The following is a 23,181-nucleotide window of genomic DNA, read 5'->3' on the forward strand; positions in this document are numbered from 1 at the left end:
ATGCGGAGCGACGTTCAGCACTTTAATTGCTCGGTTGCGGACGGGATTGCAGAAGTTTCGCTCAATCGTCCGGACCGCAAGAACCCGCTGACATTCGACAGCTATGCGGAGCTGCGCGACTGGTTTCGCGAGCTTCACTATGACGATGATGTCAAGGCAGTCGTTTTCGGGCCGAACGGCGGCAACTTTTCCTCAGGTGGTGACGTTCACGACATCATTGGCCCGCTGACCAAAATGAACATGAAAGAGTTGCTGGCCTTTACCCGCATGACAGGGGATCTGGTCAAGGCGATGGTCAATTGCGGCAAGCCCGTCATCGCCGCAATCGACGGGGTCTGTGCCGGGGCTGGTGCAATCATTTCCATGGCGTCGGACCTCAGGATTGCGACACCTGAGGCAAAGACGGCCTTCCTGTTCAACCGTGTCGGGCTTGCGGGCTGCGATATGGGCGCCTGCGCAATCCTACCCCGGATCATCGGGCAGGGGCGTGCCGCGGAACTGCTTTATCTCGGGCGATCGATGAGTGCTGAGGAAGGGCATGCCTGGGGCTTCTTCAACCGCATTGTCGAGCGGGACGACCTGCTTGCGACAGCACGAGACTTGGCGAGGCGCATCGCCGACGGTCCTGGCTTTGCCAACATGATGACCAAGACAATGCTGGCCCAGGAATGGTCCATGTCAATTGAACAGGCCATCGAAGCCGAAGCGCAGGCGCAAGCCATCTGCATGCACGGACAGGACTTTCACCGGGCTTACCATGCCTTTGTCGCCAAAGAAAAACCGGTATTTGAGGGTGACTGATGGCGGACAAGAGCTTTTTGAACTGGCCGTTTTTGAAGATCGTCATCGCGCGCTTTCCGCGAAGCTTGAGGGATGGGCCGGCGCGCATCTTTCGGACGTTGATCATGGCGACACCGATGCTACCTGCCGTCGGCTCGTCAAGGATCTCGGACATGCTGGTTTTTTGAACCTTAGCTCCTCGGATGAGGGCAAGCTTGACGTCAGAAGCCTGTGTCTGATCCGTGAGACATTGGCCCGTCATGACGGGTTGGCGGACTTTGCCTTTGCCATGCAGGGACTGGGTACCGGAGCGATTTCACTGTTCGGTACACCTGACCAGAAAGCGGCATGGCTTTCAAAAACCCGGGCGGGTGAGGCTATCTCCGCTTTTGCTCTCACCGAACCGCAATCGGGCTCGGATGTTGCCAATTCCACCATGACGGCAACCCGGGACGGAGAGCATTTTATTCTAGATGGCGAAAAGACCTGGATCTCCAATGGCGGTATTGCCGATGTCTACACGCTTTTTGCCCGCACAGGTGAAGCTCCTGGTGCAAGGGGCTTTCCGCCTTCATCATCCCCGCCGGACTGCCCGGCTTCGAGATAGTGGAGCGGCTGGATGTTCTGGCTCCACACCCGCTTGCCCGGCTTCGTTTTTCGAACTGCCGCATTCCCGCATCAGCGCTGATTGGCGAGCCCGGTCAGGGTTTCAAGATTGCGATGTCGGTCCTGGATGTTTTCCGGTCGACGGTTGCGGCGGCCGCGCTGGGCTTTGCGCGCAGGGCGCTGGATGAAGCTCTCAAGCGTGTTTCCAGCCGTCATGTTCAAGGGGCGCCGCTAGCAGAGTTGCAGATGGTGCAGGGGCATATCGCAGATATGGCGCTTGATATCGATGCCGCAGCGCTTTTGACCTACCGCGCCGCCTGGACGAAGGATGCAGGCGCACCGCGCGTGACCCGCGAAGCTGCGATGGCCAAGCTTTTTGCAACCGATCAGGCGCAACAGGTCATCGATAAGGCCGTGCAGCTTCACGGCGGAGACGGGGTTCGCTCAGGCGAAACCGTTGAAAAGCTCTACCGCGAAATCCGGGCCCTGCGCATTTACGAAGGCGCGTCGGACGTCCAGCGGGTGGTCATCGCCAGACAGACCCTCGCCGAACAACAGGGAATGTGATCATGCTCCAACATTCTGCTCATATCGACACGTTCTCACGGGACAATTTGCCCGAGACGAACACCTGGCCGGACTTTCTGCTGGATGGATTTGACTATCCCGAACGTCTCAACGCGGCGGTGGAACTGACCGACAGGATGGTCGAAAAGGGCTTTGGCGATCACACGGCGCTGATCGGCAACGGACGGCGGCGGACCTACAAGGAACTTTCCGACTGGACCAACCGTCTGGCGCACGCGCTCGTGGAGGATTTGAAGCTCAAGCCCGGCAACCGGGTTCTGATCCGGTCGGCCAACAATCCTGCAATGGTGGCCTGCTGGCTGGCGGCGACCAAAGCCGGTGCGGTTGTCGTCAACACCATGCCGATGCTGCGGGCTGGCGAGCTGACGAAGTATGTCAACAAGGCCGAGATCACTCATGCGCTTTGCGACACAAGGCTGATGGATGAGATGACAGCCTGCGCGAAAGGCAGTGTTCATCTGAAGACAGTGGTCGGTTTTGACGGAACATCCAATCACGATGCCGAACTCGACCGGCTTGCGCTGGAAAAGCCGGTGCAGTTCGAAGCTGTCGCAACCAGCCAGGACGATGTGGCGCTCATTGGGTTCACGTCCGGGTCAACCGGCGAGCCCAAGGGCACCATGCATTTCCATCGGGACTTGCTCATCATCGCGGACGCCTATGCAAGGGAAGTGCTGGATGTCGGCCCGCAGGATGTTTTTGTCGGCTCGCCGCCGCTTGCATTCACGTTCGGTCTCGGTGGGCTGGCGATCTTCCCCTTGCGGTTCGGTGCGGCAGCAACACTCCTGGAAGCGGCGACGCCGCCGAATATGGTCGACATCATCGAAAAATACCGCGCGACCGTCTGTTTTACCGCGCCGACCGCCTATCGGGCCATGCTGCGCGCCATGGATGAGGGGGCGGATCTGACTTCGCTGCGTGCTGCCGTTTCGGCCGGCGAAACCTTGCCTGCTCCGGTCTATGAGGAATGGAAGGCAAAGACAGGAAAGCCGATGCTGGATGGCATAGGCTCGACCGAGCTATTGCATATCTTCATCACCAACCGGTTTGAAGATCACCGGCCGGCCTGCACCGGCAGACCCGTTGCGGGCTATGAAGCCAAGGTGGTCGGTCCCGACGGTAACGAAGTGCCCACGGGTGAGGTCGGACGGCTTGCCGTGCGCGGGCCAACAGGTTGCCGATACCTCAAAGGGGAACGGCAAACGGAATATGTCCAGAATGGATGGAACATTACCGGCGACGCCTTTACCCGCGACGCAGACGGTTATTTTCATTTCGCCGCGCGCAATGACGACATCATTTTGAGCAGCGGCTACAACATTGCCGGACCTGAGGTCGAGGCGGCTTTGCTGTCGCACGAAGCCGTTGCCGAGTGTGCCGTGATCGGTGTCCCTGACGCAGACCGCGGCGCAATTGTGGAGGCCCATGTTGTCCTTGGAGCTGATCACGAAGCGTCCGATCTCATGATCAAAGCGCTGCAGGATCACGTCAAGGCAACGATTGCCCCGTTCAAATATCCGCGCAGTATTGTTTTTGCCGATGCGCTGCCGAAAACCGAAAGCGGCAAGATCCAGCGGTTCCGCCTCAGGACAGCGTCATGAGCAGCAAAGCCTATGATCCGGAAAAAGACGGCGCCAGGACGGGATTTTCAGATGCCATGTCCTATGGCGATTATCTGCATATCGATACGATCCTGTCGCAGCAGCATTGCCTCAGCAACGCGCATGACGAGATGCTGTTCATCGTTCAGCATCAGACGTCCGAACTCTGGATGAAGTTGATCATTCATGAACTGGCAGCTGCCCGTGAGGCTTTAAGAACAGGCGACACGGCCAAGATGTTCAAGATGCTGGCCCGGGTCAGCCGGATATTCGAACAGCTCAACAATCAGTGGGATGTGCTGCGCACGATGACGCCGGCTGACTACACGCTGTTTCGTGAAACTCTTGGTCCGTCATCGGGCTTTCAGTCCTACCAGTACCGGATGATCGAATATGTGCTCGGCAACCGGAATCCAAATATGCTGAAGCCCCATGCGCATTTGCCGGAAATCCACAAGGAGCTGTCGGCCGAACTCGCCCGGCCAAGCTTTTACGATGAAGTCGTCCGCCTGCTCTTCCGGACACTGGACGGTCATGAGGACAATGTTCCGGCGCCGCAGCTGGAAGAACCGCATGAGGCGCATCCTGAAATTCAGGCACGCTGGAAGCTGGTTTACGAGAATATTGATAGCTATTGGACGCTCTATGAACTGGGCGAAAAACTGGTCGATATGGAAGATTATTTCCGCCGCTGGCGCTTCAACCATGTCACGACTGTTGAGCGGGTGATCGGCTTTAAACGCGGCACCGGTGGCACGTCCGGGGTTGCGTATTTAAGGCGGATGCTCGAAGTCGAACTCTTTCCCGAACTCTGGCATCTGAGAGGTGAGCTATGAGCCTGCCGAAGAAAGAGCTCTTCGACATTCCGGCCAATGTCATTTACCTCGACGGCAACTCTCTTGGCCCCCTGCCGAAAGGGGCGTTGGAACGTGCTGGCGATGTGATTGAGAAAGAATGGGGCAAGGAGCTGATCCGGGCCTGGAACACGGCCGACTGGATCGCGCTCCCCAAACGTGTTGGTGACCGGATTGCCCGCTTGATCGGTGCGCCTGAGGGTTCTGTCGCGACGGGCGATACATTGTCGATCAAGGTCTACCAGGCGTTGGCAGCCGCCTTGAAAATGCGTTCTGAGCGCCGGGTAATCTTGTCGGATAACGGAAACTTTCCAACCGATCTCTATATGGCTCAAGGTCTGATGAACACCGTCGACAAGGGCTATGAATTGTGCGCCCCGGCTCCGGAAGACGTGATGAGCCACATTTCCGAAGATGTCGCGGCAGTCATGCTCACACATGTCGATTACCGTTCTGGCCGCCTTCATGACATGAAAGCGGTTACGGAAAAGGCCCACGCGGCAGGTGCCGTCATGATCTGGGATCTGGCACATAGTGCAGGCGCTGTGCCCCTGGATCTTGCCGGTTCCAAGGCCGAGTTTGCTGTTGGGTGTACCTATAAATATCTCAACGGGGGACCGGGTGCTCCGGCGTTTATCTATGCTCGGCCGGACCTTGTCGAAAGCGTCGAACCAGCCCTGGCGGGCTGGATGGGACATGATGCACCGTTTGCAATGGAACCGGACTACCGACCGGCCATGTCAACAGAGCGGTTGCGTGTAGGAACCCCTCCGGTTGTTCAGTTGTCGATCCTCGATGCGGCGCTCGACGCCTGGAACGGCGTCGATATGGGTGACATCCGCAGGGCTTCGCTGGATCTCTCGGAGTGCTTCATCGCCGAAGTGGAACGACGTTGTCCGGTGCTCAAGCTTGCATCCCCACGCGAGGGCGCATTGCGCGGCAGTCAGGTATCCTTCGCGTTTGAACATGGCTATGCGGCGATGCAGGCCCTGATCGACAGGGGAGTGATCGGTGACTTTCGTGCACCTGACATCATGCGGTTCGGTTTCACGCCACTTTATCTCGACGAGGAAGATGTTGTTGCAGCCGCGAAAATTCTTGAAGAAGTGATTGTCGGAGAACTCTGGCGGGACCCGATATATCAGACGAAATCGCGTGTAACCTGATGACTGATACCAGGCGACAATTGCGGATAGGTGAAAAGATTGGCTGCGCGTTGAACCGCGACAAGGGCGCATTTCGTGCTGGACGCATTGCCCGTGGGCATGCACCTGACGGCGAGCACAAACGAAGCATCCTGGAGAATTGCACATGAAACCTGAAGTCATTCACCCGGAAGGCTGGGCGAAAGCACTCGGCTATGCGAACGGGATGCTGATGCCGGACGGGACGCTCCACATTGGCGGACAGATCGGTTGGGACAAGGACAAGCGCTTTGCTCCTGGTGGATTTCTGCCCCAGATGGAGCAGGCGCTTACCAATATTGTGGACATCGTCACCTCGGCGGGCGGCGAGATTTCCGATATTGGACGCCTGACATGGTTCATCAAGGACAAGACCGAATATCTAGCTAAACAGCGCGAGGTCGGCGAGGTTTACCGTCGCGTTTTCGGCAAACATTTTCCGGCCATGTCGATGCTCGTGGTCAAAGACCTCATTGAAGACGAAGCCGTCATAGAGATTGAGGCAACGGCGTTTGTCAGGCGGTAACCGAAGTTGGATCCACCATTCGTTTTGATGAAGACAAAGCTCATTGGTCTGCCGAAAGCGCAATTTCTTAAACTGGCGATATCGGAAACCCATGAGGTCGGAGCGGCTGCATGATTTTCAGGTGCTCACCTGACGCAAGTTTTAGGCTTCGTGATTTTACAAAAACGAACCGCCAGGATTGAATGGGGTGCTTCGGTCGACCGGTACTATGGACAACTGTCTCGCGAGGACTAGATCTTCATCTCGGTCAGTCAGATAGGATTTGTTGGATACTCAATGCGTCGGATCTTCGTCTGGTTTACGGGCTTTCTGCTTTTCAATCTCGGCCTTGGCCTCTTTGTCGTATTTTCGGGCGTGCAAACGACTTCTGCTCATTGGAGCAGCGCCAGCAGGGCACCGCTTGGTGTTGCGCCCGACCCGCTGTTGGAACGGCAAGCCATCATTCAAGTTTATTCTGCCAGGGCTTTCAGCTGGCGCGGCTATTTCGGTGTCCACAGCTGGATATCCATCAAAGAACCGGAAGCAGCGCACTTCACGACCTATGAAGTGACGGGGTGGCGGGTGCGCCATGGCGGGAAAGCCGTATCCTCTTCAAGCCGGGCTCCGGACAGCCGCTGGTTCGGATCAGCACCACGCTTGCTTGCAGAACTTCACGGTGACGAGGCTGAGGCCGCGATCCCACGGCTTCTGAAGACCATCCGCAGCTACCAATATGATGACCGCTATACTGTTTGGCCTGGTCCCAATTCAAACACGTTCATTGCCCATTTGGGCAGAGTGGTTCCAGAGCTGCGGCTTGACTTACCTCCGACGGCCGTTGGCAAGGATTTCTTGCAAGGCGGGTTTTGGGACAAGGCTCCAAGCGGCACAGGATATCAACTGTCCGTCTTGGGGCTTTTTGGGCTTTTGGTCGCCTGGGAGGAGGGGGTTGAGTTAAATCTCTTTGGCCTGACCTATGGAATAGACGTCAAGGATTTCTCCCTGAAGCTCCCCATGGTCGGGCGTGTCGAGTTTCCGTCCACGAGCACTTGATCGTTGAAAGCATCAAAGCGAGGGCTGGAGAGGCAGCAGGGTCTTTGTTGGAGCATCTGCCAAAACCTGACTTCTGCTGGCACAATTGCTAATGATGGTATTGAAACAGAGTGTATAGGGGCAGCAGGTCCATTGTTCAGCACTTAACTGTTATAGCGTTTCATCCAATCGAGACCTTCTTCCGTATCGCCTGAAGGTTTGTATTCAGCGCCGATTGGTTTCTTCCAGCCAATGTCAGCAATCATGGAAAAAACAGTCGGGTAGTGCAGTTCGCCGTGATCGGGCGCGCGGCGACCAGGGACCGAGGCAACCTGAATATGACCGATGATGGGCAACAGGTCCTGCAACCGAAAAAGCACATCTCCCTCGTTGCGCGCAACGTGATAGCAATCGAACATGAGTTTCAGGTTCGGGACGGCGAGCTCGGTGATAATGTCCCTTGCTTGCATGGTGGTATTCAAAAAATATCCTGGTGCGTCATGCCGGTTTAGCGGTTCGATCAGGATTGTTCGATCGGTGCGTGTCGTCGCATAGTCAAGGTTCCTCAAAAAGGTGGTTTGCGCGTCCGAGCCACTCGCTTTCCCGGCCATAACGTGGATCGCGGCCGTATCGGTGCGATCCGCATAATCGATCGCTTCGTCTATTGCCGCCCTTGCCTCTTCTTCCCTCTGAGGAAGCGCAGCAAGACCATTATCTCCATTCGAAACATCACCGCGCCTTGTATTCAGGCCGAGCATGTTGAGGCCTGTTTCCTCAAGTGCCGCCTTTACATCGACAACTGGTGTCTCAAAAGGCCAATGGCATTCAACAGCATCAAATCCACATGCCTTGGCTGCGCGAATCGCTGCTGGCAAGGGTCGGTCGGCCCACAAGAAACCGAGATTTGCCGAGAAGCTAGTCAATCATCCCACTCCACATCGAATTTGGAAACGACCGCATGAACTTGTTCCCTGTTGAGAGGGATTGGCTGTTCTCCGCGCAGTAGTAGTGTCAGCCTCGCGGTTGCTTCAAGCTCCTCTATTGCATTGCATGCAGCTTCTACGTCTTTTGCCGCAACGACAGGTCCGTGATTGGCCAACATGACAGCGCTGCGTTTGCCGGCCAGCCCCCGGACAGCCTCACCCATCGCCGGATCCCCCGGCACAAAAATCGGCAACAGCTTCACCTTGCCGAGTTGCATGATCGCATATGGCGTCAGCGGCGGCAGAAAGTTCTCCGGATCAATACCGGGCAGCATGGAAAGGGCAACTGAGTGACAGGAATGCAAGTGCACGACAGCACCTGCAGTCGAGCGGGTGTCGTAGAACGCCGCGTGCAGCGGCATTTCCTTTGTCGGACGGTCACCCTCGATCTGCTTTCCCTTATCATTGAATTTGCTCAGTCGAGCCGGATCGAGACGACCAAAACTTGTTCCGGTCGGGGAAACAAGGAGGCCACCATCTTCGGTTCGCGCCGAAATGTTGCCGGTAGACCCATGGGTGAGACCGCGCTCAAAGAGCGAACGGGCGAGAAGGCATATCTGTTCCCTTAAGGCCGATTCACTCATCCCTGAAGCATCCGGTCCGCTTTCTCGAAAAAGTCGTCAGAACCGAAGTTGCCGGATTTCAGAGCGACTACAAGTTCAGGTCCCGCCCTTAGTGCAGGGACGCCAGGGTCGATTTCAGGGCCGATCTCCAGTGTTTCCAGCCCAAGACCCTCAACAATGGCACCTGAAGTTTCTCCGCCTGCCGTGATGATCCGAGTAACACCGCCTGCGCGCGCAAGACGGGCAACGTCGGAAAAGAAGGTTTCCAACGCCGCTGCTGAACGGTCTCGGCCGTAGGTGTCCTGGATGTCGGTCACACTGTCGGGATCTGCGGAACTGAAAGCCATTGGAATACCATTGCTGCCAAGAAGCCAGTCAGCCGTTTCCTCTGCCGTCAGGTGTCCATCAATAACCGCTGCTGCGTTGATCTCCTGCGCAGGATGTCGCGCGCTATGTGCCTGTACTTGGCGACGTGTGGCCAGGGAGCAGGAACCGGAAAGAACAATGGATTTTCCCGGTTGCGCGGTCCACGGCACTCGTGAGGGAGTGCAGCCGAAATTTGCAGGCAATCCCAGCGCAACCCCAGAGCCACCCGTGACGAGCCGCAAGTCGTTTGCCGCTTTACCTATTTCGATGAGGTCTTCGTCCCGGATCGCATCGATCACGATCAATCGTTTGCCGGAATTGTGCTCGCTTTCCAGTCTTTGCCGGATGACGTCAACGCCGCTTTGAACGTGCTGTGCGGCTACATGCCCGACAGCAAAATGCGATTGCCGCGCCAGCCAGCGCCGGATGTCAGGATCTGTCATTGGTGTCAGGGGATGCGCCTGCATACCGGATTCGCTCAAGAGCGCATCGTTCACGAACAGATGACCTTGATAGACGGAGCGGCCAGTACCGGGAAACGCAGGGCAGACTACTATTTTTTGCGCGTCGAGCGCTTCTGCGAGCGCATCGGTCACAGGACCAATATTGCCTTCTGGCGTCGAATCGAAGGTTGAGCAGTATTTGAAGAAGAACTGTTCGCAGCCCTGCGATTTCAGCCAATCCAGAGCTTCAAGAGACTGCGCAACGGCATCGTCTGGATCTATCGACCTGCTTTTGAGTGCAACAACGCCTGCCTCAACACTCGCGGCAGCGTCGGTACGCGGCGTGCCGGAATACTGTGTTACCCGCATGCCCTGTTTTGCGAGCGTGTTGGCCAGATCGCTTGAGCCTGTGAAGTCGTCCCCTATACATCCCAGCCGCATCAGCCTTCCCCCGGCAACTGCAATCCGGCGCTCCGGGCATAGACTTTCGTAATGGCCGCGTCGTCTTCGTGACCCAGGCCCATCGCAACTGCTTTGTTGTATTGACCCAGGGCTGCTTCCGTAATCGGCGCCTCAAGACCGGAGCTTTTCGCTGCTTCCAGCACGATACCGAGATCCTTCGGCCAGATGACGGTCTGGCTGTGCGGTGTGTAGTCTCCTGCAACCACGTGGGGTGCCCGGTTTTCAAGCATCCAGCTTGTTCCAGCACATCTGCTGATGACGTTGATGAACTTCTGCGGTTCGATGCCTTGTGTCATGCCGAATGTCATGGCTTCTGCCATTGCCGCTATGTGCACACCGGCCAGAAGCTGGTTGACTGCCTTCATCGCTGATCCGGAACCGGCCTCGTCCCCCAGTTTGAAGACGGTTTCAGCTGTGGCCTCCAGCACCGGCTGAGCTGCAGCAAACGCTTCGGGCGTGCCGGCTGCCATAATGGCGAGCTTGCCTTCACCTGCCTTGACCGATCCGCCGGACACGGGTGCGTCAAGATAATGGACACCGTGATGCTGGCAGCGCTTCTCCATGCTCCTTGCAAAATCAGGAGGCACGGTCGCGCAGGCGACAACCACAGCACCTGACTTCAATTTCGGTACAAGTCCTGCCTCCCCAAACAGAATGGTTTCGGTCTGATCGGCGTTCAGAACCACAACCACGACTGCGTCTAGCGCCGCGACAACAGTATCGACTTCGTCGGCTGCACCACCCTCTTTTCGGAAACTTTCCATGCGTTCGCCTACAATGTCAGACCCGAAGACCTGATAGCCCTTGCGAAGACATGATCGGGCCATACCAAAACCCATGGATCCAAGGCCAACGACGGCAACATTCATCGACCCGGTCATACGGACCTCCCAGTCTTTTTGCGAAGCACATGGGCGGCATCCCTGCGGTGGCTGTGAACCCGGTAAACCTTGTCGGAGGACGTGATGAACATTGTCATGCCGTCTTGTCCGCCGAAACAGATATTGGATGTCTGCGCGGGCAACAAGATCTTGCCGATGAGGGCGCCTTCCGGTGAAAGGCAGTGAATGCCGTCAAGAGCCGAAGTCCAGACAAATCCCTGATGATCAACGCGAAACCCGTCGGGAATGCCTGGCGCAACCACGGCAAAGACACGACCGTTGCTCAGCCTGGGTCCGTCGACGTCGAAGACCCTGATATGATGAGGCAGATTGTAGTCTATTCCGGGAAAACTTGCGCCACGGATGGCACCTGAATCGGCGATATAGAGTTTGGTCTCATCTGGCGAAAAGGCCAGGCCGTTCGGTTTGTCGAAATCCGTTGCGACCGCATGGATACTTCCGTCGGTCGACACGCAATATACGTGGCAGCCGTCGAGTTCGCTTTCGGCCGGGTATCCTTCAACATCCGAATTTATGCCATAGGGTGGATCGGTGAACCAGACGGAACCGTCGGAACGAACAACAACATCATTTGGAGAGTTCAGCCTTTTGCCCTCAAAACTGTCGGCGATTGTCTCCGCAGAGTTCAAATCAAAAGGGTCTTGCCGCCGGACAACCCGCCGTCCGCCGTGTTCGCATGACACCATGTTTCCCGCCAGGTCCAGCGTGTTGCCATTTGCGAATTCACTGTTCGAAAGAGCAATCGACACGCCTTTGTCTTCGGTCCATCGCAACATGCGTTTGCCCGGAATATCATTGAAAAAGAGACCGTCAGAAAACCAGACGGGACCTTCCGTCCAGGTGCAATCCGTTGCGATTACATCGGGTGCAGTCGATGTGTCGACAAAACTTTTGAAACGCGCGTCGACCGTGACATAGCCGGGCTTCATGATCGTGCACCTTTTCTCATTGTCTGGAACAAAAGCATAGCAAGGATGATCACCCCGAAGACGATGCTCCGCCAGGCGTCTCCGATCTGCATCACGGAAAGTATCGATGTCAGCAACGTTATGAACAATGCGCCGCCAATTGTGCCAAACAGCCCACCACGTCCGCCGAGAATAGACGTTCCGCCGATGACGACAGCGGCAATTGTCGGAAGAAGAAAGGGGTCCCCCATCGACTGATAGGCCTGGTTCGCGTAACCGGCGAGCAGGACACCCCCCAATGCCGAACACATGCCAGCGAGCGCGAATGCCGCAAAGACAACACTCGGCGTCGAGACGCCTGACAGGAAGGTCGCCTTCTCGTTGTAGCCGATTGAACGCAGGTAGCGGCCGAACGGCGTTCTGGTCAAAAAGGCAACGATTGCAAGACTGACAGCCATCCATGTCAGGAAGCTGACGGGCAGGCCGAATACGTTGCCAGAGGCCATGGATACCATGAGCTGACTGGCTTCGCCCTTTGGATTGAAACCGCCGGTATTGAGCACTGCAAGTCCAAGCAGGATGGAATTGACAGCCAATGTCCAGACCATCGAGGGGATGCGCAATATGGCGACGCCTATGCCATTGACGACACCGATTAGCGCTCCGAAGGCGAGGGCGGCCGGTACGGCCAGCGCCGACAGGACGGGATTGCCTGACCCTACCAGGGCCGTGGACAGGATTGCCGCCCCGGTCAGCACCCATGGTACGGAAAGGTCGATGTGCCCGAGCAGGATAACGATCGTCGCACCAGTTGCGAGCAGGCCGAGAAACGCTGCGATCTGTAGCTGCTGGCTCAAGTAGTCGAAGGTCAGGATTTGCGGGAAGTACAGGCTTCCCGCCAGGATGAGGACCACGGTCCCGAAATAGGGCATCATGCTGTCAGGTGTGATTGTGCGGCTCATCGGCCAAAGACCTCCAACCTGTTGCGGGTACGAAGGACATCTGCGCCGCCAATCGCGATCGCAGCGGCCAGAATAAGCCCTTCAAACAGGGGTTGCGCCAGCGAAGGAATGCCGGAAAAGAACATCAGCGAAGCGATTGTTTTCAAAATGAAAGCGCCAGCCAATGCTCCAATTAGCGACCCGACCCCACCTCGCAGAAGCACTCCGCCCAACACGACGGCTGCGATGGAATTCAGGGTGAAGTTCGCGGCAATTCCCGCATCTCCGGTTGTCGTGACAAAGCTGTAGTAAAGCCCGGCGGCTCCGCCAAAAAGACCGGCAAGTGTGAAGGCAGCAATGCGTACAAGGCGTGTGTTGATCCCGGATTGAAACGCTGCTTGCTCTGACGACCCGAGCGCATAGAGCCCAAGTCCGAGCCCGGTTCTGCGAAAGGGTAACCAGAAGGCGAAGATCAGCAATCCGGAAATGATCAGCGCGGTCGGAATGCCCGCAATATCAAGTGTAATGGCATCCGCCAGATCATAGTTGACGGCACCGCCGGGGGTCGGCCTGAGCATGAGAGCACCACCGACAAAGATTGATGCTGTCGCCAGTGTGACCACAATTGGCTGTATGCGGCCGAAAACAATGATGAGACCATTCAGCAGGCCACATAGGGCACCGGCAGCGAGCACGGCGAGGACACCGAATCCTATTGCTCCCGCCGATCCATCGAGTAGGTGCGAGGCCAGGGTGTTAGTAAGCGCAATCACCGCACCAACCGACAGGTCGATCCCGCGTACGACGACCGCAAAAAATTGTGCGATCGCCGCCAACCCAAGGATCAGGCACTGGTTTGCCCAGATCGTCATTACATAAGTGGAGGCTCCGCGCGGATGCGTGCCCAGGTAGAGCGACAGAAGTACCAGCAGAACAACTGCCGCTATGACTTCACGCCGGTTGGCACGGATGTAATCAAGCATGAACCACCTTGCGTTTTTCGGTGACGTTCAGCGACGCCGCAATGATGTTTTGCGCTGTCATGTCGTCCCCTCTCATTGAGCTGACCAACCGGCCTGCATAGAAAATATGAGTCTCGTCGCAAAGCTGGATGAGTTCTTCGTAGTCCGTGCTGAGAAGAAGGATTGCAGTGCCTTGATCGGCGAGCCTGCGCAACATGCTGTAAATCTGTGTCTTGGTTTTCACGTCAATGCCGCGTGTCGGGTCTGCGAGCAGGAGGCACCTGGGTTTGAGTGCAAGCCATTTTGCCAGCACAACCTTCTGCTGATTGCCGCCGGAAAGCGATGAAACCGGCAGTTCCAGGCCGCCATGTTTGAGTTCAAGACGCTCAAGCGTATCCTGGTAAAGGTCTGGATTTGAGGCGTCCAGGTCCTTCAATCCGATTGCAGCCAGCTGCAAATTTTCCAAAATACTCTGGTCCTGGATCAAACCCTCGGTTTTCCTGTCTTCGGGAATGAAGGCCAATGCGATGTCCGGCTGCTTCGCGGCCTTTGGGCTCGTGACGGAAACGGGTTTTCCAGCCACTGTGACCTTGCCCTCGGCATTTCGCAGCAGACCGAAAAGGCCCATCAGGAATGCTCCTTGCCCTTGGCCATCAAGACCGCCCAGCCCGACGATGTCCCCTTCATGAACCGTGAGGCTGATATCCGTAACGCGTCCGTCCCATGAAAAATTCTCAACCTTCAGCACTTCCTGTGCATCTGCGCGTGCCTGAGGTTTGGGTGGAAACAGTTCCTCGATCCTCTGTCCGACCATCATGTTGATGATTTCGTTATAGGAATGATCTCCATTGTCGAAAGTCTCGACGCGCTCTCCGTTCCGAAAGACCGAGATTCTATCGGCCAGTGCCTCGATCTCGTGAAATCTATGGGAGATGAACAGGACGCTTGATCCCTGGTCTCGCTCGGCGCGGATCAAGTCGAAGACCTTCGTCACAACAGACGCATTTAGTGCTGAAGTCGCTTCATCCAGGATGAGCAATCTTGGTTTGCGCATGAGTGCCTTGGCAATTTCCACCTGTTGTCGAGATGGCAGCGTCAGATCGGACACTCTAGCCGACATTTTTATGTGACCGCCATCGATCCGGTCCAGAACGTCCCGCGCCTTGACCAGTGCGTCTGAACGGAGCCATCCAAGGCCGCTTCCAGGCGCACCCAGAAGCAGATTCTCCCGAACGGTCAGATCAGGAACCAGGGACAGTTCCTGGAACATGCATACAAGCCCGAGGTTCTGAGCAACGCGTGGGGTTGCTAGCCTGACATCCTGGCCATCCAGAATGATGCGCCCCCCGGTTGGCTGCAATACGCCAGAAATAAGCTTCATGAGTGTCGATTTGCCTGCGCCGTTTTCACCGAGTATCGCGTGTATCTCGGATGGCTTGCAGGCGAAGTCGACGTTGTTCAATGCTTTCGTTGCGCCAAAGTGCATCGAAATGTCCTGCATGCGCAGCAGGGGCTTGTCGGGGTCTGTCATCGGATTTTTCCAAGTTGTCCGGCGGCACATGATGGTGCCGCCGGACCATTATGAATTATGTGTTGCTTGGATTTTGTCCGGAGATTTCTTCAGGGCTGAAGGGCGTGAAGCACTCCGCATAGCCTGTGCCGGTATTGAAGCTTTTCGGCAGGTCCGGGAAATAGTTCACACCGGCCTCCAATTCGTCAGCTTTGACCTGAGGAATCGGCAGGTAGATTGTCTGCGGCAGTTCGTTGCCTTCCAGAAGAGCGACTGCCGCTTCAAGAGCGATTGCGGACATGGCAGGTGCCTGGCTCGCTGATACGCCGGGAATGTCAAGTTCGTCCATCAGCATGCGAACGCCGTTTTCACCATCAACACCCATGGGGACGATTGGATGACCGGCGGACTGCAACGCGTTGATCGTTCCGGCAGATCCATGTTGAGAGACGACTGCATCGAATTGCCCGTGGGTCGCGAGCGCATCAGCGGCCACTTTTTGGCTCGTGCCGGTGTCCCAATTGCCGACAACCTCGACGATTTCCAATCCGTCGACCTTTTCCAGAACACTCATCATGCCGAGGCGGCGATCCCGGTCAGTCGCGTTGCCAGGCAGACCATTCACCATCAGGATTTTCTCGGCTTTGCCGCCAAGAATGTCCATGACCGTCTGCGCTTTCAGTGCACCCAGTTCCTTCTGGCTTTCGTTGACCTGAACGACCTTGTCCGTGTCGAGTACGTTGTCGAAGGGGACGAGGATCGTTCCTGCGCGTTCGGCGCGCCGGATTACAGGTTCGAAGGCAGTCGGATTGACTGCGATGAAGGTAATCGCGTCGTAGCCGGCCGCGATGAAATTGTCGATGGCTGCAATCTGGGCTGCACTGTCGTTTCCGACCGACACGATGGAGAATGTGTCGATTTTGCCCGCATTCTCTGGCCGATCAGCCCAAGCCTTGGCGGACTGGATTGCCTGAATGCGCCAGTCATTGCCCGCAAAACCGTTTACGAAGGCCAGCTTGTAGGGGCCTTCCTTCGCATCATAGGAAATCGTGGATGTTTCCGGAGCGGGGACGAAACACTCGGGTCGATAAGTGTCCGCGAATGCGGTGCCAACACCGGCGAGCAAGAATGTCGCGCTCAAAAGTAGGTTCTTCATCATGTCCTCCCAAATGACCAACAGCTCGGATTGCGCATGTGCAATCCCAATGTGTTTACGTAAACACACATTGATATAGGTATTGTGTTTATGTAAACATTCGTCAAGAAAAAAATGAAAGTCGTTGAATAATAGAGACTTCTATGGCCAACAGGCGCAGCAGCAAATCCAAAAAGACCAGCCGACGATGCACGATGTTGCGCGTGTGGCAGGTGTTAGTCAGATGACCGTCTCCAGGGTCATGCGCGGCGCAGGATACATCTCGAGAAACGTTCGCGAACAAGTCAACAACGCCGCGCGGGAAATCGGTTATGTCCACAATCGGCTGGCGGGGGGGATCGCGGCCTATGACAATCCGCTTGTTGGAGTTGTGGTGCCAACTCTGCAAAACCGGGTCTTTACGGAAGTCCTTTCGGGTATAAGCGACACCCTGAGCACAGCAGGATTGAGGCCGGTTTTCGGCGTGTCGGAATACACGCAGGCAGCCGAGGAAGAACTCGTCTTCGATCTTCTGTCATGGCGTCCGCGTGGGCTCATTCTGGCAGGTCTTGAACACAGTGATGCGGTGCGGCGCATTGTTGAGCAGACCGGTGTCCGGGTTGCCGAAATCATGGATATTGACGGCGAACCGATGTCTGCATGCTTTGGTGTTTCGCACACTGAAGCGGGACGGGATATGGCGTCTCATCTGCTTGATCGCGGATACAGATCGTTCGGATATGTCGCAAGCCAGGCCGGGCATGACCTTCGTGCAACGAAACGCTTCGAAGCATTTGCAACTTGTATTGGTGAAGGCGGTGGGCAACTGATTGCGCAACGCACATCAACAGAAGCCTCTTCAATGGTGGTTGGAAGGCATTTGACGCAGGATATTCTGGCGCAGGCCGAGCGCCCGGACGCAATTTATTATGCAAATGACGACCTTGCCGCCGGTGGTCTGATGCACTGTATGTCTGAAGGTATTGACGTGCCGGGTGAGGTCGCAATCGCAGGGTTCAATGGCCTTGGGTTCCTGTCCGCGTTGCCTCAGAAAATCACGACAACGCAAACGCCAAGATATGAGATAGGTGTCGCCGCAGCGACCTGGATATCCGCGCCGCCGGAGGCCACGGTGGAGAAGCTGACAGACAAGCTGGAAACCAGGATACATGTCGGCGATACCACCTGATTGACGGCAAATCGGTCTTGATCCGAGAGCTCATTGTTCGAGAAGGCATATACCGAAATGTCTCGTTAAACGGTCACCTGGAATTGCGCGCGCGTTAATAACCTCAAGAATGACATGCCTTTGATTGGTTCGAAGCCCGGAAATCAGCGCCGGGTTCGCTTTACGGGTCTCACGCCATCTTGGAAAACGATGTTCCGTCTTCTGAAAGTTGCGCCTTGCACGCAGACCGGCTTGCTGATCCTGTCCATGCGAAAGTGCCGGAAATCATCTCGTGCCGGGTCCCAGGCGACCAGATACCAAAGTGGAGGCAGTATGAGCATGGCCTGCGGTTCGACGTATCGGCTGCTCGTTTCGCCCTTTGCGTCGCGATAGCTGAAACGAAGGTGTAAGCGTTGAAGAAATGCTGTTTCAAATGCAGGAAGCAGGACTGGATCCATCGTTCCCATATTGGACAGGTCAACCTGCGGCGCGAGTTCTCCGACATACAGGCAATCCAGGAAGTGCCTCAAATCTCGAACCTTGTCCGAGGGCAGAGCTTTCTCGATTTTTGCTAGTCCCGCATCCGCAAGCTTTGAGAAAGGTAGATATCCGGCTGCGCGCATCGAGGCAACGCTGATCAGCAGTGCAAAAACCTCGACGACCGAGAGGCGTGGTGCCGTCTGAACCGATTGCGGATCAAGCTGCAGCCCGCCGCCTCGGCCTGGCTCGGCATGAATGATGAACCCCTGGTCGCGTAGCGCGCCGATGTCGCGCAGAACTGTCCGTCTTGAAGCGCCGACCTCTGACGCGAGCGCAGAAATCGTCGATGTTCCGTTACGTCGAAGGCTGCGCACGATGGCGTCTTGTCTGAGGCGAATATTCATTTGGCAAGATCAGCATTTAAAGGTGCCAGAAAATGGCACTGTTTAACCTTAAGCATCAGGTGCAGGCCTCAGCAAGGACTTTTCGGACTTGTGACACCCGCCTCGACACACCCGATCCAGAACACAGCGTCGACGACGGCGGTGCCTGGTCGCATCTCATTCTTAAAAGGCAGCTAAATGTTTGATCCGACCGACTTTCCCAAACCAACAATGATTTCGCTTAACGGTGTTGAATTGGAAGTCTTTGAATGTGGGCAGGAAAACGTGGGAAGGCCGATTGTGCTGTGTCACGGTTGGCCGGAACATGCTTTTTCCTGGCGCTTTCAGATGCCTGCACTTGCCGCCGCGGGCTACCATGTCATCGTTCCCAATCAGCGCGGCTATGGCAATTCATCACGGCCAACGGACGTGAGCGCCTATGATATCGAACACCTTACGGGCGATCTCGTCGCACTTCTCGATCACTTCGCATATGAGAATGCAATTTTCATTGGTCATGACTGGGGTGCAAATGTCGTTTGGAACGCGGCCATGCTGCACCCCGATCGTGTGCAAAAGGTGATCGCGCTCAGTCTGCCGTATCAGCAGCGAGGAGACGTTCCGTGGATAGACTTCATTGAAGGCTTTCTGGGAAGCGATCACTATATGGTGCATTTCAACCGCCGGCCGGGTGTCGCAGATGCGATTCTGGACGAAAACCGATATCAATTCCTGCGGAATTTGTTTCGAAAGAACGAGCCGCCCGTGGTTCCGGAGCCCGGGATGATGATGATCAACCTTGCCAAGGCAATCGTCCCTTCCGGAGAGCCGCTTATGAGCGATCTCGAATTGTCCGTTTTCGACACCGCCTTTAAAGCCTCAGGGTTCACGAGCAGCATCAATTGGTATCGCAACCTTGATCGCAACTGGCATCTACTGGCTAAGGTCGATCCCATTATCCATCAGCCCGCTCTCATGATCTATGGAGATCGGGATGTTGTGCCGAAGTCACCCAATTTGAGCGACTTCGTGCCGAAGGTCGAAGTTGTCTGCCTGGATGCGGGGCATTGGCTACAGCAGGAAATGCCGGTTGAGACAACCAAGGTGATCGTGAACTGGCTCAGGTAAACGCCTGCAATGTGAAACCTCAACGACGCTTTCAAACATAGCGGGTTCGTCGCATTTTTTCTGGGGCTCAACCGCTTGAGTTTTCCTTTTGAGTGCGGCGCCTAATCGACCGCCGTACGTCCACAACCCACAGTCTGCGTGCGACACATTTACATTATTGACAAATTTACAAAGAGACAATTTGACAAAAAGACTCTTAGAGTCTAAATGTGCAGCACGGGTAAGCCATGTGTGGTTGCAAATGCAATGTCCTGCACTCGCCGCTCGTTTGGAGAAATACTTTCTCCCAATAAGTATTTAACTGCTCGCATCTCTGGTTGGAAATCGGCCGGGGCTTTTTGTGTTTAAATTAAAATATGCCTTTGAAAACAATATGTTGCAAAAATGCTACTTGAGTTTTGAATGTTCATTCGCGGTGTTTTCTAGGCTTGCTATTGAGAGGGAAAAGCAGTTTTTATCGTGGCAGCAGGCAATCGATCTAAGTTTAGAATCGAATGATCTCGTATAAACTTAAGTAAAAATTAGAAATTGGCTTAATTTCTGCGGTTCGTTTGGTTGCTACGCAGTTTAGAAATTGGAGAACACTATGAAACTCTTTAAGGGCATGATGCTCGGCGCTGCAGCAGTTGCAACTGCTGCCACCGCTCAGGCTGCCGATCTTCCGGTTGCTCCGGAGCCGGTCGACTACGTTCGTATCTGTGACGCATACGGCGCACGCTTCTACTACATCCCGGGCACAGAAACCTGCCTGCGTGTTGGTGGCCGTGTTCGTACTCAGTTCATCGTGAACAACGTTCTCGACGATGGTAACTGGGGCACTCGCGACTCTGACGGTTACTCCTGGCGTACACAGGGTTACCTGTACCTCGACGCTCGTACAGCAACCGAGTTCGGTACTCTGCGTGCATATGTTGAGCTGTCTCAGCGTGTAGACAACGATACAGAAACCTTCGACTTCGGTTCCACCTACATCCAGTGGGGCGGACTGACAGCTGGTTACCTCGCTTCTAACTTCGACATCTTCACCGGTCAGTCCTTCATTGGTGTTGTTGACCGTGACTGGTCTGATGAGACGATCAACCAGATCGCTTACACAGCAGCTTTCGGCAACGGTTTCTCCGCTACGATCGCTCTTGAAGATCAGGCTGGCCGTCAGGTTGGCGATTATGGCGGCACCCGCATGCCGGACGTCGTTGCTGCTCTCGCGGTTTCCCAGGGCTGGGGTTCTGCACAGCTGTCCGGTGCTCTGCACCAGGTTTACCCGAGCACAGCTGCTTCCCACCAGACTGGTGGAACCAACAACGGTGCTGACGATCAGCTCGGTTGGGCAGTCGGCGGTGGCGTCGTGTTCAACCTGCCGATGATCAACTCCGGTTCGAACATCTACTTCCAGGGCTTCTATGCTGACGGCGCTCTGTCCTACATCGGTGCAGGCAGCACTGAAGGCGGCGTGACTGTTTCTGACTTCGGCGCAACCAGCGGTACTTCCAACGGTTACTCCCTGTCAGCTGGTGCATACGTCCAGGCAACTTCCACTATCGGTCTGGCACTCGACGGTTCTTACATGGACGTCGATCAGGCTAACGGCTTCACCGACTTCTCCCGTTGGGCGATCGATGGTTCCGTACAGTGGGAGCCGGTATCTGGCTTCATCCTGGGTGCTGATGTTGGTTACGCGAATGTTGATCCGGACGCAGGTTCTGATGTTGACGAACTCCTCTTCGGTGTTCGCCTGCAGCGGACGTTCTGATTTGACGCGAGCTCACTGACAGCGGTCTTTGACCTCTATGACCTCTAGTCAGTCCTCGGTCCGGCAGGTTCCACCCTGCCGGACCGCCCCCATAGATCGGCCTTGTCAATTTGTGCCGAGAATTTGGGAAACGAAACCTGCCAGTATTACAACTTGGGCAAACTAAGCATCTACGCTGTTTTCGAGCAGTTTTTTCAATGGCGAATAGGTATGATGCAGCTGTTCAAGGTCGACCACGTTTTTCTTCATTTGGTCGAATGAGAAACGAATAAAATTACACAATTCCTCGAAGCTTACCTGGCCCAGCTTTGTCTTGTTCTCAAATGGGCTCAGGGTTTCCATGATTACATTGTTGTAAAGCTGGATAATTTTATTCTTCTTCTCGTTTTCAAAACTTTCAACCACCTGCAATATTTCTTCGCGGTGGGGCACCTGCAGCATTATTTCGCAGGGTTTCAGAACAAGATATTTGAAAGCAACGTCCAGACGCTCGCCGACGCTTTCCAATTCAGAGCACTCGGCGACAATTGAAGAGGCGGAGACGCGTGCGCGATGTTCCAGCGCGCCGTAAATCAGGTCTTCCTTGCCATCATAAGCATTGTAGAGAGATTGACGGGCCACCCCGGCAGCATTTGCTATTTCACTCATCGTTGTCTTCCTGACACCGTAGTGTGCAAACAGCTGCAAGGCGGTTTCTACAATTTTTATGTCTCGTTCAATCATTTTTTCTTGATAAGGTTTATGTCTTATCGTGTCAATTTGTCGCGAACTTTTACTATGCCGCTCCATATAGTTTATGCTGGAAGTGTTAAAATTTTTAATTGAAACGGGATTTTTATTGTTGAATCACAAGTACTTTTTCAATTTTCCCTGTTGCGGTGCAATAGCGTAAAATTGTGTGCGTTTTGTTGATACACTTTATATTCGGCACGGTCACGCTGTTGCCGCAAAATCATGAAGCCGCATTTTGAGGCATTTTCACTGCTGGTGATTCTCGATGGGGCGCGGTTCATGATGCGCGTCTTTTCTTTGAGCTTCTCCAATGGATCAGCTCAGAGCGGCGCATCCGTGCAAGGGTCACTTATTTGTGCAACGAGCCAAACCTGCGCTGCATAGAACATTGGTCGCCCTCAAGCAGATGAGGCCGACCATTTCTGGTTTTGGATCAGAAGAAAAAGTCGTCGGTAGCACCCGGGGAAAGGTCGCCGTCTCCGCTCAACGCAAAATCAAGGTCTAACCGTTCTGAATAGGTTACCTTGATCTCTTCAAAGTTAAACGTAACGGTTTCGGTCGGAATGGTGTCTCCGGACGAACCGTTCTCCCCATCGTCGAATTCAAATCTTTCGAACGAAGAAGAAGCGTCATCTTCACCTTCTCCCTCAATATCTGAAGCAAAATTGAAACTTTCTCCGAATTCAGGTTTTGTTTTATCTTTGAATTGACTGATAGAAACTTGAGAATATTTTGGCATTGTTAAATTCCTTATAAAAATTTCTTTTCCTACGACTTAAAAAATTAGATATTTGCTTGTCTTCTTTCTGTGATCACAGTCACGGAACCGCGTTTTGGGGGCGCCTGCTTGATCCGGCCGCTCAATTGGCGTTGTGGGGCAAAGCTATATGCCTACCTTGTCTGCATCGTTTTCCGGCTTTTGGGCAGTAGGGTGTTGGTGCTCGAACCAGTCTCCGCACTCGATCTGACTGCGCCAGGTTTTCCCGTCCAAGACGAGGGTGCGTAACACTCCGCAACAAGGAGCCTATCGATGAGGTCGAAAGCTTGCCGGTCGAACGAGTTTGAGCTTTCCGAAGCTAAGGGTTTTTCTTTTCGCTATTGGCGGAACCGCGACGGATCAATCGATTGAAATAATTATATGTGAAGAAAATGTGTGCAACGCGCACGAGCGATTACTATGCTCGGCAGGTCAATGGAAAAAGGAAAGGGGCTTCG

Annotated in this window: 21 protein-coding genes and 1 pseudogene; 10 read left to right on the forward strand and 12 right to left on the reverse strand. The window is 55.0% G+C overall.

Annotated features, from left to right (window positions below):
* From ACZ1HV_RS21235 to ACZ1HV_RS21265, 7 genes and pseudogenes are all read left to right on the forward strand, one after another.
* The gene (locus ACZ1HV_RS21235; RefSeq protein WP_472718481.1) at window positions 1–801 is read left to right on the forward strand and encodes an enoyl-CoA hydratase family protein; all 801 of its coding nucleotides are present in this window, start codon (window positions 1–3) and stop codon (window positions 799–801) included.
* Window positions 801–1,953 (forward strand): annotated as a pseudogene (locus tag ACZ1HV_RS21240) (acyl-CoA dehydrogenase family protein). Before ACZ1HV_RS21235 ends, ACZ1HV_RS21240 begins: the two are co-directional and overlap by 1 nt.
* A 2-nt stretch (window positions 1,954–1,955) precedes the next feature.
* Entirely contained in the window at window positions 1,956–3,575 is a 1,620-nt protein-coding gene (locus tag ACZ1HV_RS21245) for an AMP-binding protein (RefSeq protein ID WP_472716226.1), read from the forward strand.
* A complete protein-coding gene (kynA, locus tag ACZ1HV_RS21250) occupies window positions 3,572–4,411 on the forward strand; it encodes a tryptophan 2,3-dioxygenase (protein WP_298961224.1) in 840 nt (279 codons plus the stop codon). The genes ACZ1HV_RS21245 and kynA overlap by 4 nt, the downstream gene beginning before the upstream one ends.
* Entirely contained in the window at window positions 4,408–5,595 is a 1,188-nt protein-coding gene (gene kynU, locus ACZ1HV_RS21255) for a kynureninase (protein WP_472716227.1), read from the forward strand. The genes kynA and kynU overlap by 4 nt, the downstream gene beginning before the upstream one ends.
* 145 nt (window positions 5,596–5,740) lie before the next feature.
* Entirely contained in the window at window positions 5,741–6,139 is a 399-nt protein-coding gene (locus tag ACZ1HV_RS21260) for a RidA family protein (RefSeq protein WP_298822644.1), read from the forward strand.
* A gap of 276 nt (window positions 6,140–6,415) precedes the next feature.
* Window positions 6,416–7,171 (forward strand): DUF3750 domain-containing protein, encoded by a 756-nt coding sequence (locus ACZ1HV_RS21265; RefSeq protein WP_472716228.1) that lies wholly within the window; start codon window positions 6,416–6,418, stop codon window positions 7,169–7,171.
* Between the two features lie 143 nt (window positions 7,172–7,314).
* Here the strand turns inward: ACZ1HV_RS21265 and ACZ1HV_RS21270 are convergent, their stop codons facing one another.
* Genes ACZ1HV_RS21270 through ACZ1HV_RS21310 form a run of 9 tightly spaced genes read right to left on the reverse strand, consistent with a single transcriptional unit; the run spans window position 7,315 to window position 16,346 of the window.
* Entirely contained in the window at window positions 7,315–8,073 is a 759-nt protein-coding gene (locus ACZ1HV_RS21270) for a hydroxypyruvate isomerase family protein (RefSeq protein ID WP_472716229.1), read from the reverse strand.
* Window positions 8,070–8,717, reverse strand: a complete 648-nt coding sequence (gene otnC / locus ACZ1HV_RS21275) for a 3-oxo-tetronate 4-phosphate decarboxylase (protein WP_472716230.1) — start codon at window positions 8,715–8,717, stop codon at window positions 8,070–8,072. The genes ACZ1HV_RS21270 and otnC overlap by 4 nt, the downstream gene beginning before the upstream one ends.
* The gene (otnK, locus tag ACZ1HV_RS21280) at window positions 8,714–9,946 is read right to left on the reverse strand and encodes a 3-oxo-tetronate kinase (protein ID WP_472716231.1); all 1,233 of its coding nucleotides are present in this window, start codon (window positions 9,944–9,946) and stop codon (window positions 8,714–8,716) included. The genes otnC and otnK overlap by 4 nt, the downstream gene beginning before the upstream one ends.
* Entirely contained in the window at window positions 9,946–10,836 is an 891-nt protein-coding gene (gene ltnD, locus ACZ1HV_RS21285; RefSeq protein ID WP_472718482.1) for an L-threonate dehydrogenase, read from the reverse strand. Before ltnD ends, otnK begins: the two co-directional genes overlap by 1 nt.
* An 8-nt stretch (window positions 10,837–10,844) precedes the next feature.
* A complete protein-coding gene (locus ACZ1HV_RS21290; protein WP_472716232.1) occupies window positions 10,845–11,798 on the reverse strand; it encodes an SMP-30/gluconolactonase/LRE family protein in 954 nt (317 codons plus the stop codon).
* The gene (locus tag ACZ1HV_RS21295; RefSeq protein ID WP_472716233.1) at window positions 11,795–12,739 is read right to left on the reverse strand and encodes an ABC transporter permease; all 945 of its coding nucleotides are present in this window, start codon (window positions 12,737–12,739) and stop codon (window positions 11,795–11,797) included. The genes ACZ1HV_RS21290 and ACZ1HV_RS21295 overlap by 4 nt, the downstream gene beginning before the upstream one ends.
* The gene (locus ACZ1HV_RS21300) at window positions 12,736–13,701 is read right to left on the reverse strand and encodes an ABC transporter permease (protein WP_298822651.1); all 966 of its coding nucleotides are present in this window, start codon (window positions 13,699–13,701) and stop codon (window positions 12,736–12,738) included. Before ACZ1HV_RS21300 ends, ACZ1HV_RS21295 begins: the two co-directional genes overlap by 4 nt.
* Window positions 13,694–15,211, reverse strand: coding sequence for a sugar ABC transporter ATP-binding protein (locus ACZ1HV_RS21305; RefSeq protein WP_472716234.1), 1,518 nt, complete (start codon window positions 15,209–15,211; stop codon window positions 13,694–13,696). Before ACZ1HV_RS21305 ends, ACZ1HV_RS21300 begins: the two co-directional genes overlap by 8 nt.
* A gap of 55 nt (window positions 15,212–15,266) precedes the next feature.
* Window positions 15,267–16,346 carry a sugar ABC transporter substrate-binding protein gene (locus ACZ1HV_RS21310; protein WP_298822653.1) on the reverse strand — a complete coding sequence of 360 codons (1,080 nt, stop codon included), beginning with the start codon at window positions 16,344–16,346 and terminating at the stop codon, window positions 15,267–15,269.
* Window positions 16,347–16,470: 124 nt separating this feature from the next.
* On the opposite strand from ACZ1HV_RS21310, the gene ACZ1HV_RS21315 reads away from it, so the two are divergent.
* A complete protein-coding gene (locus ACZ1HV_RS21315; RefSeq protein WP_472716235.1) occupies window positions 16,471–17,514 on the forward strand; it encodes a LacI family DNA-binding transcriptional regulator in 1,044 nt (347 codons plus the stop codon).
* Between the two features lie 143 nt (window positions 17,515–17,657).
* On the opposite strand, the gene ACZ1HV_RS21320 is transcribed toward ACZ1HV_RS21315, so the two are convergent.
* Window positions 17,658–18,377 (reverse strand): helix-turn-helix transcriptional regulator, encoded by a 720-nt coding sequence (locus ACZ1HV_RS21320; RefSeq protein WP_472716236.1) that lies wholly within the window; start codon window positions 18,375–18,377, stop codon window positions 17,658–17,660.
* Window positions 18,378–18,554: 177 nt separating this feature from the next.
* On the opposite strand from ACZ1HV_RS21320, the gene ACZ1HV_RS21325 reads away from it, so the two are divergent.
* Window positions 18,555–19,484, forward strand: a complete 930-nt coding sequence (locus ACZ1HV_RS21325) for an alpha/beta fold hydrolase (protein WP_298961254.1) — start codon at window positions 18,555–18,557, stop codon at window positions 19,482–19,484.
* Between the two features lie 586 nt (window positions 19,485–20,070).
* Window positions 20,071–21,234 carry a porin gene (locus ACZ1HV_RS21330; RefSeq protein WP_298961257.1) on the forward strand — a complete coding sequence of 388 codons (1,164 nt, stop codon included), beginning with the start codon at window positions 20,071–20,073 and terminating at the stop codon, window positions 21,232–21,234.
* 162 nt (window positions 21,235–21,396) lie between these two features.
* On the opposite strand, the gene ACZ1HV_RS21335 is transcribed toward ACZ1HV_RS21330, so the two are convergent.
* On the reverse strand, window positions 21,397–21,957 hold the full coding sequence (locus ACZ1HV_RS21335; protein ID WP_298813185.1) for a TetR/AcrR family transcriptional regulator: 561 nt from the start codon (window positions 21,955–21,957) through the stop codon (window positions 21,397–21,399).
* Window positions 21,958–22,399: 442 nt separating this feature from the next.
* Entirely contained in the window at window positions 22,400–22,705 is a 306-nt protein-coding gene (locus ACZ1HV_RS21340; RefSeq protein ID WP_472716237.1) for a hypothetical protein, read from the reverse strand.
* Between the last annotated feature and the right edge of the window lie 476 nt (window positions 22,706–23,181).

This window comes from Roseibium sp. JB4-4 (assembly GCF_055693425.1).